General features: G+C 71.5%; 11 protein-coding genes. 4 read left to right on the plus strand and 7 right to left on the minus strand.

Annotated features, from left to right (window positions below; all coding sequences use genetic code 11):
• Window positions 1-41 precede the first annotated feature (41 nt).
• Window positions 42-1,601: a long-chain-fatty-acid--CoA ligase gene (locus tag DA085_RS04365; protein WP_109471712.1), complete on the plus strand. Its 1,560-nt coding sequence runs from the start codon at window positions 42-44 to the stop codon at window positions 1,599-1,601.
• Between the two features lie 73 nt (window positions 1,602-1,674).
• Here DA085_RS04365 and DA085_RS04370 read toward each other — a convergent pair whose 3' ends face one another.
• A complete protein-coding gene (locus DA085_RS04370) occupies window positions 1,675-2,628 on the minus strand; it encodes an inorganic phosphate transporter (protein WP_109471827.1) in 954 nt (317 codons plus the stop codon).
• Window positions 2,629-2,674: 46 nt separating this feature from the next.
• Window positions 2,675-3,316, minus strand: coding sequence for a DUF47 domain-containing protein (locus DA085_RS04375; protein ID WP_237565305.1), 642 nt, complete (start codon window positions 3,314-3,316; stop codon window positions 2,675-2,677).
• A gap of 145 nt (window positions 3,317-3,461) precedes the next feature.
• Between DA085_RS04375 and DA085_RS04380 the strand changes: the two genes are divergently transcribed.
• Both DA085_RS04380 and DA085_RS04385 read left to right on the plus strand, forming a co-directional pair.
• Entirely contained in the window at window positions 3,462-4,472 is a 1,011-nt protein-coding gene (locus DA085_RS04380) for a hypothetical protein (protein WP_109471713.1), read from the plus strand.
• Window positions 4,473-4,587: 115 nt separating this feature from the next.
• Window positions 4,588-7,032: a phosphoketolase family protein gene (locus DA085_RS04385; protein WP_109471714.1), complete on the plus strand. Its 2,445-nt coding sequence runs from the start codon at window positions 4,588-4,590 to the stop codon at window positions 7,030-7,032.
• A gap of 197 nt (window positions 7,033-7,229) precedes the next feature.
• Here DA085_RS04385 and metH read toward each other — a convergent pair whose 3' ends face one another.
• From metH to DA085_RS04410, 5 genes are all read right to left on the minus strand, one after another.
• Window positions 7,230-10,874, minus strand: a complete 3,645-nt coding sequence (gene metH / locus DA085_RS04390; RefSeq protein WP_109471715.1) for a methionine synthase — start codon at window positions 10,872-10,874, stop codon at window positions 7,230-7,232.
• 93 nt (window positions 10,875-10,967) lie between these two features.
• Window positions 10,968-12,023, minus strand: coding sequence for an ABC transporter ATP-binding protein (locus DA085_RS04395; RefSeq protein WP_109471716.1), 1,056 nt, complete (start codon window positions 12,021-12,023; stop codon window positions 10,968-10,970).
• The gene (locus DA085_RS04400; RefSeq protein WP_109471717.1) at window positions 12,020-13,537 is read right to left on the minus strand and encodes an ABC transporter permease; all 1,518 of its coding nucleotides are present in this window, start codon (window positions 13,535-13,537) and stop codon (window positions 12,020-12,022) included. Before DA085_RS04400 ends, DA085_RS04395 begins: the two co-directional genes overlap by 4 nt.
• Entirely contained in the window at window positions 13,521-14,543 is a 1,023-nt protein-coding gene (locus DA085_RS04405; RefSeq protein ID WP_237565306.1) for an iron ABC transporter substrate-binding protein, read from the minus strand. The genes DA085_RS04400 and DA085_RS04405 overlap by 17 nt, the downstream gene beginning before the upstream one ends.
• Window positions 14,544-14,548: 5 nt before the next feature.
• Window positions 14,549-17,173: an AMP-binding protein gene (locus DA085_RS04410; RefSeq protein ID WP_109471718.1), complete on the minus strand. Its 2,625-nt coding sequence runs from the start codon at window positions 17,171-17,173 to the stop codon at window positions 14,549-14,551.
• 58 nt (window positions 17,174-17,231) lie between these two features.
• On the opposite strand from DA085_RS04410, the gene DA085_RS04415 reads away from it, so the two are divergent.
• The gene (locus DA085_RS04415; RefSeq protein WP_109471719.1) at window positions 17,232-17,804 is read left to right on the plus strand and encodes a 4'-phosphopantetheinyl transferase family protein; all 573 of its coding nucleotides are present in this window, start codon (window positions 17,232-17,234) and stop codon (window positions 17,802-17,804) included.
• Window positions 17,805-17,909: the final 105 nt, after the last annotated feature.

A 17,909-nucleotide genomic window follows, 5' to 3' on the forward strand; every position in this document is an offset into this window, starting at 1 on the left:
TCACTGTGCGCCCGGTCACAGTCGGCAGTAGGTTTGCCGTCATGCCGAACCTTGCCGCCCTGCTCGAGGGCTCAGCCGCGACCTACCCGACCCGCGACGCGCTGGTCCTGGGGGAGACCAGGCTCAGCTACGCCCAGGTGGACGCGGCCGCCAGCCAGGTCGCGAACCTGCTGGTCGAACGCGGGATCGGCCCGGGCGACAAGGTCGCCCTGACCTGCCCGAACCTGCCGTTCTTCCCGATCGTCTACTACGGCATCCTCAAGACGGGGGCGACGGTCGTGCCCCTCAACGTGCTGCTCAAGGCGCGGGAGATCGCCTACCACCTGGCCGACTCCGACGCGGTCGCCTACGTCTGCTTCGAGGGCACCGCCGAGCTGCCGATGGCGCGGGAGGGCGCGGCCGCCTTCGCGCAGACACCCGGCTGCGAGCACCTCCTCGTGATCACCGCGGACCCGGCCGCCCCCTCGCCGGTCGAGGGCGCGACGACGTTGGGGGCAGCCATGGCCGGGCAGGCGCCGACCTTCGAGACCCACCCGGTTGCCGACGACGACACGGCGGTGATCCTCTACACCTCGGGCACGACGGGCCAGCCCAAGGGCGCTGAGCTGACCCACGCGAACATGACCTCCAACGCCCTCGTGGGCCGGGAGCTCTTCAGAGGCGATCCGGAGCACCCGGACACCTACCTGTGCGTGCTCCCGCTGTTCCACTCCTTCGGGCAGACCGTGATCCAGAACGGCGCCTTCGCGCTGGGCGGCACGGTCGTGCTGCTGCCGCGGTTCGAGGCCACCGCCGCGCTCGGCCTCATGCAGCGGGAACGGGTGACCTTCTTCGCCGGCGTGCCGACGATGTACTGGGGCCTCCTCGGGGCCCTGGACGACTCCGTGGACGTCGCTGCGCTCGCCGCGCACCTGCGCGTGGCGGCCGCCGGTGGGTCCGCTCTGCCCGGGGAGGTCCACAAGGCCTTCCGGGAGCGGTTCGGCGTGACGATCCTGGAGGGCTACGGGCTGTCGGAGACCTCGCCGATCGCGTCCTTCTCCGTGTTCGGTGAGGAGCCACGCGTCGGCTCGGTCGGCGTGCCGATCCCGGGCGTGCAGATGAAGCTCATCAACCCCGACTGGTCCGATGTGGACCGCTCGGAGGACCCGGACGCGGTGGGCGAGATCGCGATCGAGGGGCCCAACATCATGAAGGGCTACTACGACCGACCGGACGCCACGGCCGAGGCGATTCACGAGGGCTGGTTCCGCAGCGGGGACCTGGCCCGGCAGGACGCCGACGGCTACTACTACATCGTCGACCGGGCCAAGGACATGATCATCCGGGGTGGTTTCAACGTCTACCCGCGCGAGATCGAGGAGGTCCTGATGACCCACCCCGCCGTCTCGCTCGCCGCCGTGATCGGCGTGCCGCACGAGAGCCTCGGCGAGGAGGTCCGCGCCTACGTGATCCCCGAGAAGGGCGCCGAGGTCTCCGGGGAGGAGCTGGTGGCGTGGGGCCGGGAGCAGTTCGCCGCCTACAAGTACCCGCGTGAGGTCGAGGTCGTCAGCGACCTGCCCATGACCGCGACCGGCAAGATCCTCAAGCGCGAACTCGGCTGACGGCTCGCCGCGGCCGACGAGAGCACGACGAAGAGGTGGGGTGGGACGACGAAACCACTGCAAGAGGTGGGGGTCAGATGAGCAGGGCCAGCGCCCAGTAGGTGACCGCGGCCACCAGCCCCGCACCGGGGAAGGTGAGCACCCAGGCGCCGATGATGTTGCCCGCGACGCCCCACCGCACCGCGGAGAGCCGGCGCGTGGCGCCGACACCCATGATGGCCGAGGTGATCGTGTGCGTCGTGGAGATCGGTGCGTGGAAGACGATGCCCGCCACGTAGAGCACGGAGGCCGCGACGCTCTCGGCCGCGAAGCCCTGCGGCGGGTCGAGGTCGATGATCTTGCGGCCGAGCGTCCGCATGATCCGCCAGCCACCCGCATACGTCCCGGCGGAGATCACCAGCGCGGAGGTGACGGTCACCCACAGCGGGATGCTCTCGCCCTCGTGGTAGCCACCGACGACCAGCGCCAGGACCACGATGCCCATGGTCTTGGCCGCGTCCTGCAGGCCGTGGCCGAGGGCCATCGCGGCGGCCGACACGGTCTGCGCGTAGCGGAACTTGCGGGACATCCGGCCGGGGTGCCCGTGGCGGAAGATCCAGAGGATGGCGGTCATCGCCAGGAAGCCGAGGATCATGCCCACCACCGGCGACACCAGCATGGGGATGACGATCTTGCTCAGGATCCCGTCCCACAGCACCGTGGTGCCGGCCGCCAGCGACGCACCGGCCATGCCGCCGATCAGGGCGTGCGAGGACGACGACGGCAGGCCGTACCACCAGGTGAGCATGTTCCACCCGATGGCACCGACCAGGGCCGCGGCGACGATCGCGAGCCCGGTCATGCCCTCCGGCGGGGCGATGATGCCCGACCCCACGGTCTGGGCGACACCGGTGCCCAGGAACGCACCGATCAGGTTGAAGACCGCGGCCATGGCCAGGGCCACCCGCGGGGTGAGCGCCCGGGTCGACACCGAGGTGGCGATCGCGTTGGCGGCGTCGTGGAAACCGTTGGTGTAGTTGAAGCCCATCGCCAACAGGACGACGAGGGCGACGGGAAGCCAGTTCTCCACCGGCTCAGGACTCCTTGGCGGCGATGCTCTCGACCGTGTTGGCCACGGTCTCGAAGGAGTCGGCCGCCGCCTCGAGCTCGTCGTAGAGCGCCTTGTACCGGATGATGTCGACCGCGTCCCGCTCCCCGTCGAAGAGGGCGGCGATCATCCGCCGGTAGTTGCGGTCCGCGACGTTCTCCAGGCTGTTGATGGCGATCCAGAACTCTCGCAGGTGGTGCATCTTCTGCAGCCCGGGCATGGCCTCCAGGGTCAGGTCGGCCATCTCGACGAGGACGTCCACCTGCTCGGTGACCGCCGCCGGGAGCTCCTGCACGCGGTAGAGCACCATGATGTCCAGGCTCGCCTCGATGTGGTCGAGGCAGTCGTCCAGGCGGGCCGCCAGGCGGTAGATGTCGTCGCGGTCGAACGGGGTGATGAACGAGCTGTTCACCGCGGACATGATCGTGTGCGTCGCCTCGTCGCCGTGGTGCTCGATGTCCTTGAGGCGCTGGGCCGCGGCCTTCCACTCGCCCGGCGGGCCCTCGACGGTCGCCTTCAGCAGGTGGGCGCCGTCCCGGATATGGGTCGCCAGGTCCGCGAACTGGCCGTAGAAGGTGGTGTTCTGGGGTGTCAGCTTGAAGCGCACGGCGACGATGCTACGGGACACCGGCCGGTCGACCCACCGTCACCCGCCGTCCATCCGTCGTTCACGCACGCCGTGCCTGCGCGGCAAAAAGTGCTTGCAGCCGCACGCAGGGCCTGCCACGGTGAAGGGACCGGAAGACGACGACGTCCATCTGAGTGGGGAAATCATGCGCAAGGCGATCCTGGTCCTGCTGTCCGCTGCCGCCCTGGTGCTGGCACCGTCCGCTGCCTCGTCCGGCGGGGAGGAGCCGCGAGGTGGGCCGCCGGGTGAGGTGCCGGTCTGTCTGGTCACGGAGGCGCACCCCGACCAGGAGCGGACCATCGAGGTCCCCGCGTTCGTCGCCACGGTGCTCACCCGGGTGACCCTGTCCTACGCGGGGGCGTGCGCCGAGTACGGCGAGTCCGCGCCCCGGGGAGAGGGGACGCTCACGGCATACAGCCAGGTCTGGCAGGGAGAGCCGCAGGCCGTCGGCCTGGTCTTCCCCTCCGAGACCCTCCAGGGGCTGCCCTACGACCCGCCGACCGCCGGCCTGTGGTGCTACGACAAGGACGGCAACGGGGAGGTCGACCCGATGATGGAGTGCTCGGGCGGCTACGAGGACGCCCTGCACCTCGGGGAGGACTTCCGCACCGAGGTCGACTCGCCCTTCACCTACGTGTTGACCAACTGGAACCCGATGGGGCACATGCCACCCGGGATCTACGACACGCCGCACTTCGACGTGCACTTCTACACCAACCCCAACGAGGAGCGCCTGGCGATCCGGCCGGGTCCGTGTGACGTGCTGGTGCACTGCGACGACTACCCGCTGGGCAAGAACCTGCCCGAGGCGCGGTACCTGCACCCGGACTTCCAGGACCTCAACGCGATCGAGCCGGCGATGGGCAATCACCTGACCGACCTCACCGGGCCCGAGCACAACGGTGAGCCGTTCACGCACACCTTCATCTACGGCACCTGGGACGGCGAGGTCACCTTCTACGAGCCGATGGTCACGCACGAGTGGTACTCCGGGCTGTCCGAGGGCACCCTCGCGGACGGGTGCTTCCCGATCAAGCAGCCGGAGGCGTTCCAGGAGGCCGGCTGGTACCCGACCGAGTACTGCACGCGGTACCGCGAGAACCGGGACGAGCTGACCACGTCGCTGGAGGGCTTTGCCTACCACGAGGCAGGCTGAGTATGCCGAGTGGCCGGCTCCGCGGAGCGGGTCCCCCTGGGGGCCCGCTCCGGTGGCGTCCCGGCGGCCGCCCCTGACACGCTGGGGGTGAGCCGTCCTCGAGCAGGGAGTCACGATGAGTGCCGCAGCCGGGTCCACCGGGCCGTTGACGCAGGAGGAGCTGGAGTCGGTCGACGCCTGGTGGCGTGCCGCCAACTACCTGGCCGTCGGGCAGATCTACCTGATGGGCAACGCGCTGCTGCGCCAGCCGCTCGCCGCGGAGCACGTCAAGCCGCGGCTGCTCGGCCACTGGGGCACCTCGCCGGGCCAGAACTTCCTCTACGCCCACCTCAACCACCAGATCATCGACCGCGACCTGGACGCGATCTACCTGTCCGGGCCCGGCCACGGTGGGCCGTCGCTGGTCGCGGCGGCCTGGCTCGAGGGCACCTACTCGGAGGTGTACTCCCACGTCGGCGGCGACGAGCGCGGGGTCAACGCGCTGTGCCGCCAGTTCTCCTTCCCCGGCGGCGTGCCCAGCCACGTCGCGCCGGAGACCCCCGGCTCGATCCACGAGGGCGGTGAGCTCGGCTACGTCCTGTCCCACGCCTACGGCGCGGCCTTCGACAACCCCGACCTGGTGGCGGTCGCGGTCATCGGTGACGGCGAGGCCGAGACCGGCCCGCTGGCCACCGCCTGGCACAGCAACAAGTTCCTCGACCCCAGGGTCGACGGCACGGTGCTGCCGGTCCTGCACCTCAACGGTTACAAGATCGCCAACCCGACGGTGCTGGACCGGATCCCGCGCGAGGAGCTCGAGGCGCTGCTCGTCGGCTACGGCCACCGGCCCTACTTCTTCGAGGGCGGGTTCGACGACGAGGAGCCGCACCGCACCCACCAGCGGTTCGCCGCGCTACTCGCCGAGGTGCTCGACGAGATCGCGAGGATCCGCACCGAGGCGGCTGACGGCATACGGCAGGGTCGGCCGCGGTGGCCGATGATCGTCTTCCGCACGCCGAAGGGCTGGACCGGGCCGGAGGAGGTCGACGGGCTGCCGGTGGAGGGCACGTGGCGCTCCCACCAGGTCCCGATGGCGGCGGTGCGCGGCAACGAGGACTACACCCGGCTGCTCGAGGACTGGCTGCGCAGCTACCGTCCGGAGGACCTGTTCGGCGAGGACGGCCGGATCCTGCCGGTCGTCGCCCGCAACAACCCGGTGGGCACCCGCCGGATGAGCGCGAACCCGCACGCCAACGGCGGGATGCTGACCCGCGACCTCGACCTGCCCGACTTCCGGGAGTATGCCGTGCAGGTCCCCTCTCCCGGCGGTGCGACCGCCGAGGCGACCCGGGTCCTGGGCGGCTGGGTGGCCGACGTGGTGGACCGCAACCGGGAGACGTTCCGGGTCTTCGGGCCCGACGAGACGCACTCCAACCGGTTGTCGGCCGCCGTGGAGCAGGGCGGCAAGGCCTGGCAGGCGGAGGTCGTCGAGACCGACGTCGACCTCTCCCGGACCGGTCGGGTGATGGAGATCCTGTCCGAGCACCAGTGCCAGGGGTGGCTCGAGGGTTACCTGCTGACCGGGCGCCACGGGCTGCTGAACAGCTACGAGGCGTTCATCCACATCGTCGACTCGATGTTCAACCAGCACGCCAAGTGGCTGGACGCCTGCCGTGACATCCCGTGGCGGGCGCCGGTGCCCTCGCTGAACTACCTGCTCTCCTCGCACGTCTGGCGGCAGGACCACAACGGCTTCTCCCACCAGGACCCCGGGTTCCTCGACGTGGTGATGAACAAGACGGCCGACGTGATCCGCATCTACCTGCCGCCGGACGCCAACACCCTGCTGTCGACCTACGACCACTGCCTGCGCAGCCGGAGCTACGTCAACGTGGTGGTCGCCGGCAAGCAGCCCGGACCGCAGTGGCTCTCCATGGACGAGGCGGTGCTGCACTGCACGCGTGGCATCGGCACGTGGGACTGGGCCGGCTCGGAGGTCGCCGGTGAGGTGCCCGACGTGGTGCTCGGGTGCGCCGGTGACGTGCCGACGATGGAGACGGTGGCGGCCGCCGCACTGCTCGCCGAGCACCTGCCCGACCTGCGCGTCCGCGTGGTCAACGTCGTCGACCTGCTGCGGCTCCAGGACGAGCGGGAGCACCCGCACGGCCTGAGCCACCGCGACTTCGACGCGCTGTTCACCACCGACCGCCCGGTGATCTTCGCCTTCCACGGCTACCCGTCGCTGGTGCACCAGCTGACCTACCGCCGCACCAACCACCACAACATCCACGTGCGCGGGTTCAAGGAGCAGGGCACCACCACGACCCCGTTCGACATGCTGATGATGAACGACCTGGACCGCTACCGGCTCGTCGTCGACGTCATCGACCGGGTGCCCGGACTGGCCGCGCGCGCCGCGGGGCTGCGCCAGGAGATGCTGGACGCCCGGGTCCGGGCCAGGGACTACACGCGCGAGCACGGCGAGGACATCCCGGAGGTCGCCGGCTGGGCGTTCACCGACGACGACAACACGCAGGGCTCGGGCGCCCCCGGCTCGGACACCGGCGGCGACAACGCCTGACCCGCAGCAGAGCGCCCACGCTGTGGTGTCTTGGAGCCTCTTGGGTCTCTTGCAGCCGGCTACAGCCGGGTCCAAGAGACGGAACCCGCTCCAAGAGGACAGTTGGTGGCGGGCAGCCGGGAGCGCTCCTTCAGGATTGGTGGCGCGCAGCCGGGAACCGCTCTCAGGGCCGGAGGTCTGCAGCCGGGAGCGCGCGCTCAGGGCTGGTAGCCGAGGTTGGGCGCGAGCCAGCGCTCGGCCTCCTCCAGGCTCCAGTCCTTGCGCGCGGCGTAGTCCTTCACCTGGTCGCGGTCCAGCTTGCCGACCGCGAAGTAGACCGCCTCGGGGTGGGCGATATAGAGCCCGGAGACCGCTGAGGTGGGGGTCATCGCGCACGATTCGGTGAGCTCCAGGCCGACCTCGTCGGCGCCCAGCAGCCGGAACAGCGTCCGCTTCTCGGTGTGGTCGGGCTGCGCGGGGTAGCCGGGCGCCGGGCGGATGCCGTCATAGCGCTCCTTGACCAGCTCGGCGATCTCCAGCTGCTCCTCGGGGGCATACCCCCACAGGTCGGTGCGCACCAGGCGGTGCAGCCACTCGGCGAACGCCTCGGCCAGTCGGTCGGACAGCGCCTGGGCCAGGATCGCCGAGTAGTCGTCCAGATCCTCCTTGAACTGCATCGCGAGCTCGTGCGCGCCGTGGATGGCCACCGCGAACCCGCCGATGTGGTCGCCCTCGGGAGCGACGAAGTCGGCCAGGGCGGCATAACGGTTGGACCGCTGCTTCTGCTGCCGCAGCGTGTGCAGCACCGTCGTGGTGCCGTCCGCCTCGGTGATCTCGACGTCGTCCGGTCCGAGCCGGCGGGCGGGCCACAGCGCGACGACGCCGCGGGGCCTCAGCAGCCGCTCGTCGACGATCCGGCGGAGCAGGGCCTGCCCGTCGGCGAAGAGCTCGCGGGCCTGCTGCCCCTGGCGCGGGTCCTCGAGCAGCCGCGGGTAGGTGCCGCGCAGCTCCCACGCCGAGAAGAACGGCGTCCAGTCGATGACCTCGACCAGCTCCTCCAGGGACGGCTCGACCACGTGGCGTCCGAGCCGGCGCGGCGCCGGCTGCCCGGGGGCGCTCACCGCGCGGGTGTCCGCGCGGGCTGTCGCCAGGTCCACCAGGGTGACCCGCTTGTCGCCGTGCCGTTCCCGGAGCTCGGCGAACTGCCGGCCCACGCGCTCGGCCAGGGCGGACTCCCGACTGATCGCGTCCCCGGCGACGCCGACGGCCCGGCTGGCGTCGGTGACGTGGGCGACGGTCCCGGCGTAGGCGGGGTCGATCTTGACCGCGGTGTGCGCGGCGCTGGTCGTGGCCCCGCCGACCAGCAACGGTGTGGAGAGGCCGCGCCGGGTCATCTCCGTGGCGACGCCGACCATCTCGTCGAGGCTCGGCGTGATCAGCCCGGAGACGCCGATGACGTCGGCGCCCCACTCGGCCGCCGTGTCGAGCAGCGTCTCGGCGGGCACCATGACGCCCAGGTCGCGCACGTCGTAGCCGTTGCACGCGAGGACGACCCCGACGATGTTCTTGCCGATGTCGTGCACGTCCCCCTTGACGGTGGCCAGCAGGATCTTGCCCTTGGTGTGGCCACCCGTCTCGGCAGCCGCTGCCTCCAGGTAGGGCGTCAGGTGCGCCACCGCACGCTTCATCACGCGGGCCGACTTCACCACCTGGGGGAGGAACATCTGGCCGCTGCCGAACAGGTCACCGACAACGTCCATCCCGTCCATGAGCGGGCCCTCGATCACGGTCAGCGCCGAGCCCAGCTCCTGGTAGGCCTCCTCGGCGTCGTCGACCACGTGGTCGGCGATGCCGTGGACCAGGGCGTGCCGGAGCCGGTCGGCCACCGGCGCGTCGCGCCAGGCCGCCTGGTCGGCGGAGGTGCCGCGGCCGGAGGACTCGCCCTTGTAGCGCTCGGCCAGGTCCAGCAGTCGGTCCGCGGCGTCCGGACGCCGGGCCAGGATCACGTCCTCGACCGCGTCCCGGAGCTCGGGGTCGATCTCCTCGTAGATGCCGAGCATCCCGGCGTTGACGATGCCCATGTCCAGACCCGCGGCGATCGCGTGGAACAGGAACACCGCGTGCATCGCCTCGCGCACCACGTTGTTGCCCCGGAAGCTGAACGAGACGTTGCTGATGCCACCGCTGACCAGCGCGCCGGGCAGGTTCGCCTTGATCCAGCGCGTCGCCTCGATAAAGTCGCGCGCGTAGTGGTCGTGCTCGCTCATGCCGGTCGCCACGGTCAGCACGTTGGGGTCGAAGATGATGTCCTGCGGTGCAAAGCCCGCCTGCTCGGTCAGCAGTCGGTAGGCCCGCCCGCACACCTCCTGGCGGCGCGCCAGGGTGTCGGCCTGCCCGGTCTCGTCGAAGGCCATCACCACGACCGCCGCCCCGTAGCGCCGCACGATGGCCGCCCGGCGCAGGAACTCCTCCTCGCCGTCCTTGAGCGAGAGGCTGTTGACGACGCCGCGTCCCTGCAGGCACCGCAGCCCGGCCTCGAGGACCTCCCAGCGCGAGGAGTCGACCATGACCGGCACCCGTGAGATGTCCGGCTCGGCCGCGAGCAGGTTGAGGAAGTGGGTCATCGCCGCGACGCCGTCGAGCATGCCCTCGTCGAGGTTGACGTCGATCAGCTGCGCCCCCGCCTCGACCTGCTGCCGCGCGATCTGGACGCCGGTGTCCCAGTCACCTTCTGCGACAGCCTTCTTGAACTTGGGGGAGCCGGTGATGTTGGTGCGCTCACCGACGTTGATGAAGTTGGTCTGCGGGGTCACCGTGAACGGTTCGAGCCCGGACAGACGCAGATATGCCGTCAGCCGGGGTGGGCGTCTGGGCGCCACTCCCCGGACGGCCGCGGCGATGGCCTCGATGTGCGCGGGGGTGGTCCCGCAGCAGCCGCCGACGATGTTGACCATGCCCTCGCGGGCGTAGTCACCCAGGACCTGGGCCATCTGCTCGGGGGTCTCGTCGTAGCCGCCGAAGGCGTTGGGCAGACCCGCGTTGGGGTGGACCGACACCAGGCGCTCGGTGGCACCGGAGACCTCGCGCAGGTGCGGGCGGAGCGCGGCGGGGCCGAGGGCGCAGTTGAGCCCCACCGAGAGCAGCTCGGCGTGGGCGGTGGAGATGACGAAGGCCTCCGGGGTCTGGCCGGAGAGGGTGCGGCCGGAGGCGTCGGTGATCGTGCCCGAGAGCATCACGGGGACCGGCCGGCCCAGCTCCTGGCTGACCGTGTCGGCCGCGCGGAGGGCGGCCTTGGCGTTGAGGGTGTCGAAGACGGTCTCGATGAGCAGCAGGTCGGCGCCGCCCTCGAGCAGGGCCCGCGCCTGCTCGGCATACGCCTCGTGCAGCTCCGTGTAGGTGACGGCGCGGAACTCTGGTCGCTCGACGTCGGGGGACAGGGAGGCCGTCCGGTTGGTCGGACCCATCGCCCCGGCGACCCAGCGCGGCCGGCCGTCGCGCGCGGCGTACTCGTCGGCGACCTCGCGGGCCAGGCGGGCGGCGGCCCGGTTGAGCTCCGGCACCAACGACTGGGTGCCGTAGTCCGCCTGCGCGATCGAGGTCGAGGTGAACGTGTTGGTCGTGGTGATGTCGGCGCCGGCCTCGAGGTACTGCTGGTGCACGTCCCGGATGACGTCGGGCCGGGTGAGCTGCAGGAGGTCGAAGTTGCCGCGGTAGCTGCGCCCCGGGTCGGCACCCTCGAAGCGGAAGTCGTCCTCGGTGAGCCCGGCCTGCTGGAGCAGCGAGCCCCACGCCCCGTCCAGGACCAGGATGCGTTCGTGCGCCAGCGTGCGCAGACCTGAGGCGGTCGTCTCTGGGGTGGTCATAGTCACCTCTCGTGCCACGGCTGTGGACTTCCAGCCGGAGCGGCTGGGCCTGGGGACGGCACCGTCGAGGATAGTCGACGACGGGCCGCCGCCTCACCTGGCGGGGTAGACCCGGGCCGGCCCCACCACCGCCAGTCCGACCCGCTCACCGGCCGACGGTGGCTGTGCTCCCGCGACGCGGGCCCGGACCCCGTGGGGCGGCTCTCCCACAGCCACCTCAGCCTCCAGGTCGAGCTCCACCACCGCGTCGTGACCGAAGTAGGCAACGCTGCGGACGACCGCATCCAGCTGGCCGGCGCCCGGTGCGGTGAGAACGATCTGCTCCGGCCGCAGCATCACCTCGACATCACCGTGTGTCACGAAGCCGCGCACCGGCAGGTCACCCAGCACGCAGTGCACCGCGCCGGCTGACGCTGTGCCGGGCAGCAGCACGGCGTCCCCCAGGAAGGCGGCGACGAGCGCGTCGACCGGCTCGCCGTAGATCACCCGCGGCGCGGCCACCTGACGGAACGTGCCACCACGCAGGATCGCGACCTCGTCGGCGAAGGACAGTGCCTCCCCCTGGTCATGGGTCACCAGGATCGAGGTCGCCCCCGTCGCACGGAGCGCGCGGCTCGTGGCCTCGCGGGTGCTGGACCGCAACGCCGTGTCCAGCGAGGAGAACGGCTCGTCCAGGAGCACCAGGTCCGGGCCCGGGGCCAGCGCGCGGGCCAGCGCCACCCGCTGCTGCTGACCACCCGAGAGCTGGTCGGGCCGTCGGTCGGCGAGGTGGGCGGGCAGCTCGACCAGGTCGAGCAGCTCCAGCACCCGGTTGCGGTGCCTGCGTCGCGGCCAGGGCAGACCGAAGGCGATGTTGCCGGCCACGCTGAGGTGGGGGAACAGGCCACCCTCCTGCCGGACATAGCCGACACCCCGCCGCTCGGGAGGCACCCAGGTGCCGTTCCCCGCGACGGTGCGCCCCGCGATCTCGACCTGCCCCGACGTCGGCCGGAGGAATCCGGCGATCACCCGCAGCAGGGTGGTCTTGCCGCTGCCGGAACCGCCCAGCACCGCCGTGGTCGACCCGGCCCGGACGCTCAGGTCGACGCGGTCGAGGACCGTCGTCGCGCCGTAGCCGACCGAGACGTCACTGATCCGGATGTCGCTCATCGTTCCTCCAGTATCTGACGCCGGAGCAGGAGGGTGAGCGGCACCGACAGAGCCACCATGACGGCCGCGTAGGGCGCGGCCGCTGCGTAGTCCAGCTCGCTGCTGGCGCTCCAGAAGGCGAGCGCGAGGGTCTCCGCGCCCGTCGGGGCCAGCAGCAGGGTCGCGGTGAGCTCCGTGCCGATCGCCAGGGCCACCAGCACGAAGCCGGTGAGCACCGACGGGGCAGCCTGGGGCAGCACGACCCGCACGAAGGCCTCGGGGCCACGAGCACCCAGGGAGCGGGCTGCCTCCGTGAGCTCCGGCGGTGCCGCGGCCAGCCCGGACCGCAGCGACACCATCGCCCGGGGCAGGAAGAGGATGGCGTAGGCGAGCACGAGCAGACCGACGGTCTGGTAGAGGGGCCGCGCCCAGCGGACGGTCAGCGTCACCAGGGCGAGGGCGACCACGACGCCGGGCAGCGCGCTCGCCACGAAGGTGACCCGCTCCAGCACCAGCGAGAGGGCAGAGCGCCCGCGGTTGAGCAGCCAGGCGCCGGGCAGCGCGAGGAGCGTGGTGAGCAGCCCGCCGAGCAGGGCCAGGCCGACCGTGGTCAGGGCCACTCGCAGCAGGTCCTCACCGGCGACCGCCTCCGTGCCGACCAGGAGCCAGCGCGCGATCATGACCAGCGGCACCACGAGAGCCAGCGCCACCAGGACAGCGAGCGACAGCAGGGCCGGGACCTTCCAGGGCCCGAGCGGCACCGACTCGGCGCCACGGTGGGCCCCCGCCCCGACGCGGGCGACCCGTCGGTGCCCCCGTGCCACCACCTCCACGGTCAGCACGAGCAGACAGAGCAGAGCCAGCACCGATGCCAGGAGGCTGCCGGCCGTGTCACTGAACCCGACGGCATACTGCTGCATGATCGCGGTCGTGAAGGTCTGGAACCGCATCATCTCCAGGACGCCGAACTCGGCCAGCAGGTGGAGGGCCACCAGGAGCGCCCCGCCGCTGATCGCCGGGCGCAGCCGGGGCAGGACGGTGCGCCGGGTGGCCGCCAACGGACCCAGACCCAGTGACCGGGCCGCTTCCTCCTCGGTGCCGTCCAGCACCCGCAGCAGGGCGGCCACCGGGAGGAACACGAAGGGGAAGTAGGCCAGGGTCGTGACGAGCGCCGCGCCCAGGAACCCGGTCATCGCCGGCGCCAGGCTGATCCAGGCATAGGCACTGACAAACGCCGGGACCGCCAGCGGTGCCAGCAGCAGGGTGCGCCACCACCCGGCGCCGGGCAGGTCGGTGCGCTCGACCAGCCAGGCGGCCAGGGTCCCGACCGCGATGGTGGCCGGCACGGTGACGGCGATCAGCTGACCGGTGTGCACGAGCAGCTCACCGACCCGGGGCCGGAACAGGAAGTCGATCGCGGTGCCGGGGCCACCGGCTGACGCCTGCACCCCCACCACGACGAGGGGCAGGACGGCGAGCGCCGCGACCAGCGCGGCCGCAGTGGTGACGCCCCGGCTCCTAGAGGACGCCGGCATCGGTCATCAGGGCGATGACCTGCTCGGAGTTGAGCGTGAAGGGGTCGACCGGCGGGGCGTTCAGGGAGTCCAGGGGAGGGAGTGCCGGGTCGGACGCCACCCCGGTGCCCACGGCATACTCCATCGATCCGCTGTCCGCCAGGACCTGCTGTCCCTCCGGGCTGGTGACATAGGCCAGGAACTGCTGTGCCTCCTCGGCCCGGTCGGAGCCGGCCAGGACACCGCCTGCGGACAGGCTGACGAAGGCGCCGGGGTCCTCGTTGCCGAAGTAGTGGAGCTGGGTGTTGCCGCTGCCGGACCTGTCGCCGGCCTGGTCGCGATACCAGTAGTAGTGGTACATCACGCCCACCGGGACCTCACCGGCGTTGACTGCCTTCATGGTGGCGATGTTGTTCTGGTAGATCTCGGCGTTGTCCTGCAGGGCCTCCAGCCACTGGCCGGTCGCCTCCTCGCCCTGGTCGGCGAGCATGCCTGCGACGATCGCCTGGAAGTCCGCACCGCCGGGCGCGCCGCCCCAGCGTCCCTTCCAGGCCGGGTCGGCGAGGTCCATCAGCGAGTCGGGGAGCTCGGCCTCGGCGATCTCCTCGGGGTTGTAGACGAGCACCGTCGAGCGCGCAGCGATCGCGACCCAGTCACCCGAGGAGGGAACCAGGTGGTCGGCGACCTGGGCCGCCGTCTCCGGAGCGATCTCGGCCAGCAGGCCCGCCCGCTCGACGACGGTCATCGCCGGTGAGTTCTCGGTGAGGAAGACGTCGGCGGGCGAGGCCTCCCCCTCCTGGACGATCTGGTGGCCCATCGAGGAGTCCTGGCCCGACCGCACCTGCGTCTTGATGCCCGTCTCCTCGGTGAACGCCTCGGCCCACGCCTCGGTGACGTTCTTGTGCTGGGAGGAGTAGATCTGGAGCGCCTCAGGGTCGGGCACGTACTCCTCACCGCCGCCGCAGGCGGTGAGGGCGAGTGGCAGGGTCAGCAGGGCGGCGAGCAGGGAACGGCGGCGACGGGGCACGGATATCACTCTCGACAGATGGGGGCGGGGGACCGGTCAGCAGACAGTGGCACCAGGTCCTGCAACCTGCGCACCGGGCGGGCGAGGAGCCACCACAGCAGGCAGCCGGCGGCCAGGGCGGCAGCCGTGGCGCCCACGGGGGTGGGCACCCAGCCCAGGACCTGGAACTGGATCAGGTAGATGTAGAGGGAGGCGGCGGCCAGGACGCCGATCGGTCCGGCCAACCGGGCCGGGACCCGCACCTCCGGGACGAGCGTGAGGGTCGCGATGCCCGCCAGGATGGTCAGGTTGCGGACCGGGTCGTCGGGGAAGAAGGTGAGGCCACCCAGGACGGCCAGCCCCAGCGTCGTCAGCCTGCGCCGCCTGGTGTCGGCGTGAGCGACCGCGGCGCCGATGGCAAAGAGCCAGAAGGTGGTGGGCATGATGCCGCGCAGCACACCCTCACCCAGGCCGAGGATGAGGAAGCGCGGGATGAGCGCGAGCGCAGAGATCAGGACGGCGACCCGCCAGGGGTGGTCCCGCCAGGCGCGCCCCACCGGCGGCACCGTCAGCACGAGGGTCATGAGCACCAGGCTGGCCACCAGGGTGTCGATGAACCACAGCTCGTTGTGCTTGCCGTAGGTGACGTCGCCGGCGATCCAGTTCGCCATCAGCACGTTGCCCCAGCCGTAACGGTCGTGGGTGAGCATCCCGAACAGGGCGATGCCGGCTGTCGGCACGGCGACACCGATCAGCAGGCGCAGCGCGCCACGCCAGCGCTCGGAACCGGTCGGTGCGGACAGCCCGAACCGGGCGGCGTTGAAGCCGGCGACGGCCAGCAGCGTGTGGGCACCCCCGAGGATGCGGAACAGGTCGGCGTGTGACCCGCAGATGATGATCGCGGCCACGGCGCGGAGCAGGACCGAGATCTCCATGGTGCGGTGGCTCGGAGTCGGGTGACCAGCGCCCTGCTGCTCCTGCCCCTGCGCGACCAGGGTGTGCAACGGGCGGTGGTGCCAGCCGGTGGGGAGGGGGCCCAGGAGCACCTCCAGCCGGAGCGAGGCCTGCACGTGGCTCAGGGAGTCGCCGCCGAGCTGTACGAAGCTGCGGTCCAGGTCGATCGCGTCGCGGGCGAGCACCTGCTGGAGCACGGCGGCGACACGCACCGCGAGGGGTGGTTCGTCGGCCACGCCCTCCGGCAGGGCCTCCGCGGTGCCGCCGCGCCCTCCGGCGGCGCGTGCGCGCACCAGCGCGTCGCACGCCGTCCGGTCGACCTTGCCGTTGCCCAGGCGGGCCAGCGGAACGGCGACGGCCTCGACCGCGGCCACGCCGACCCCTGAGGTCTCCGCCGCGACCAACCGGGCCCGCGCGGCGAGCGCAGCGGTGTCCTCGCCCGTGGGCTCGACCGCCACCCGCAGGCCGGCGTCGTCCCCCGTGACACACACCTGGAGCCCCTCGGCCTCCAGGGCCGACTCGACCACTGCCAGGTCGATGCGCAGCCCCATCACCTTGAGGAAACCGGACCGTCGCCCCACGATCCGTAGCAGGCCGTCGGCGTCCATCCTGCCGAGGTCCCCCGTGCGCAGCTCGGTGAGCATCTCGCCCAGCGCCAGGTCGTCGGGGTGCTCGGCGTAGCCCATCATCACGCCGGGGCCGCTGACCACGACCTCACCCACGCCGTCGGCGGCGCCGGGGACGGACGGGTCCAGGCGTAGGACGGTGCCGGGAACGGGACGGCCGACGGCGTCCGGATGGTCCGCGGTGAGCCCGGGCTCGAGCACGCAGATCCGCGCGGTCGCCTCGGTCTGGCCGTACATCAGCGCGAGCCCGAAGCCGCGCTCCTGCCCGAGGGCGGCCAGCTCGCGGGCGCGCCCCTCCGGCATCCGTCCGCCCGCCTGGGCGATGAGGCGCAGCGACGGGTGCGGCCGGTCCAGCTCGTGACTTCTCACCAGCAGCTCCACCATGTGCGGCACCACTGCCAGGTGGGTGACCCCCTGCGCGTCGATGGCGGACCGCAGGGCCGGGTCCAGGACGGAGCCGTCACTGATGACGACGGAGCCGCCCGAGACCAGGTGCGAGTGCAGGACGGACAGCCCGAAGCAGTAGTGCAGCGGCAGGCTGGTGATGCCACGGTCGGCAGGACCGAGGGAGAGTGCCCCCGCGATCGCCACGGCATTGCTCCGCACGTTGCTGTGGGACAGCCGCACCAGCTTGGGCGAGCCCGTGCTCCCTGAGGTGCTGAGCAGCAGCGCCAGCTCGGGGTGCAGCAGGTGCGCCGGGCCACCGGGCAGGACCTCGAACGGGTCGGACGGGTCAGGGGTGGCGACGACATCCGGGCGGAACGTCGCCACGATCTGGTTGGTGCGCTCCGGGGCGTCGGAGGTGACGAGGGCGCAGTGGCCCGCCTCGAGCACGGCCAGATAGGCCGTCACGCTGCTCACGTCGTTGCGCAGCGGCAGGTGCACCAACCGGCGACCGTCGGCCGGGTCGGGCAGGTGGGCCGCCAGCGCCGACACGCGCTCGCGGAGCTCGCGGTGGCTGAGGACGTCCCCGTCCGGCGTGAGCAGAGCAGGGCTGTCCGGGGGCGCCGCCGCGGCGAGCACACCACGACTGAGCTCCACTGGCCGGGGTGTGGGGACGGACACGGTCACGAAAGCGAAGGCTAACCTAACCGATATTCATCACACAACTGAGAGGTAATTAGGGCCGATGGCGACGGAGGTGCAGCTCTGGTGGGGGTCGCTGTTCGATGCCGACCGGCGCCTCCTGCCGCTGCTCAGTGCCGTCGAGCAGGAGCGCGTCGCCTCGCTGGACCGTCCGGCTGACCGCGGCCGGTCCCTGGTCGGAGCGGCGTTGCTGCGCACGGTGGTCTCACATGAGCTGCGGTGCGCTCCGGACCAGGTGCGGATCGACCGGACGTGCGCCGAGTGCGGTGAGCCCCACGGTCGCCCGCGGGTGGTCGGCCCGTTGCAGGCAGACGAGCAGCGGCCCCCCGAGGTCTCCGTGTCGCACTCTGGTCATCTGATCGGCGTCGCCCTGTGCCGCACTCATCAGGTCGGTCTGGATGTCCAGCGCGCCGTCGACCTACCGCCGGGCACCGACGGCTGGGACTGGGTGAGTGGTGAGGCCCGTCTCAAGCTCGGTGCGCACGCCGAGCCCGTCAGCATCGTCTCCGTGCAGCCACCGCTGCCGGGCTACCGGGCGGCCCTGAGCGTCCTGTCACCCTCCCGCCCCACGGTTGTCGAGCAGCAGTGGAGGAGCGCCCCCTGGCGGGCGACCTGACCCCTCAGCGCGGCGTCCTCGGTGGTCGGAGCCTCCCAGAGACGGGACGGTCGGGGATAGTGGGTAGCGGTGGGTGCAACATTTCCCCGGGTTCCCCGCGTCATT

The organism is Ornithinimicrobium cavernae, assembly GCF_003121625.1.
GTDB classification, from domain to species: Bacteria; Actinomycetota; Actinomycetes; order Actinomycetales; family Dermatophilaceae; genus Ornithinicoccus; species Ornithinicoccus cavernae.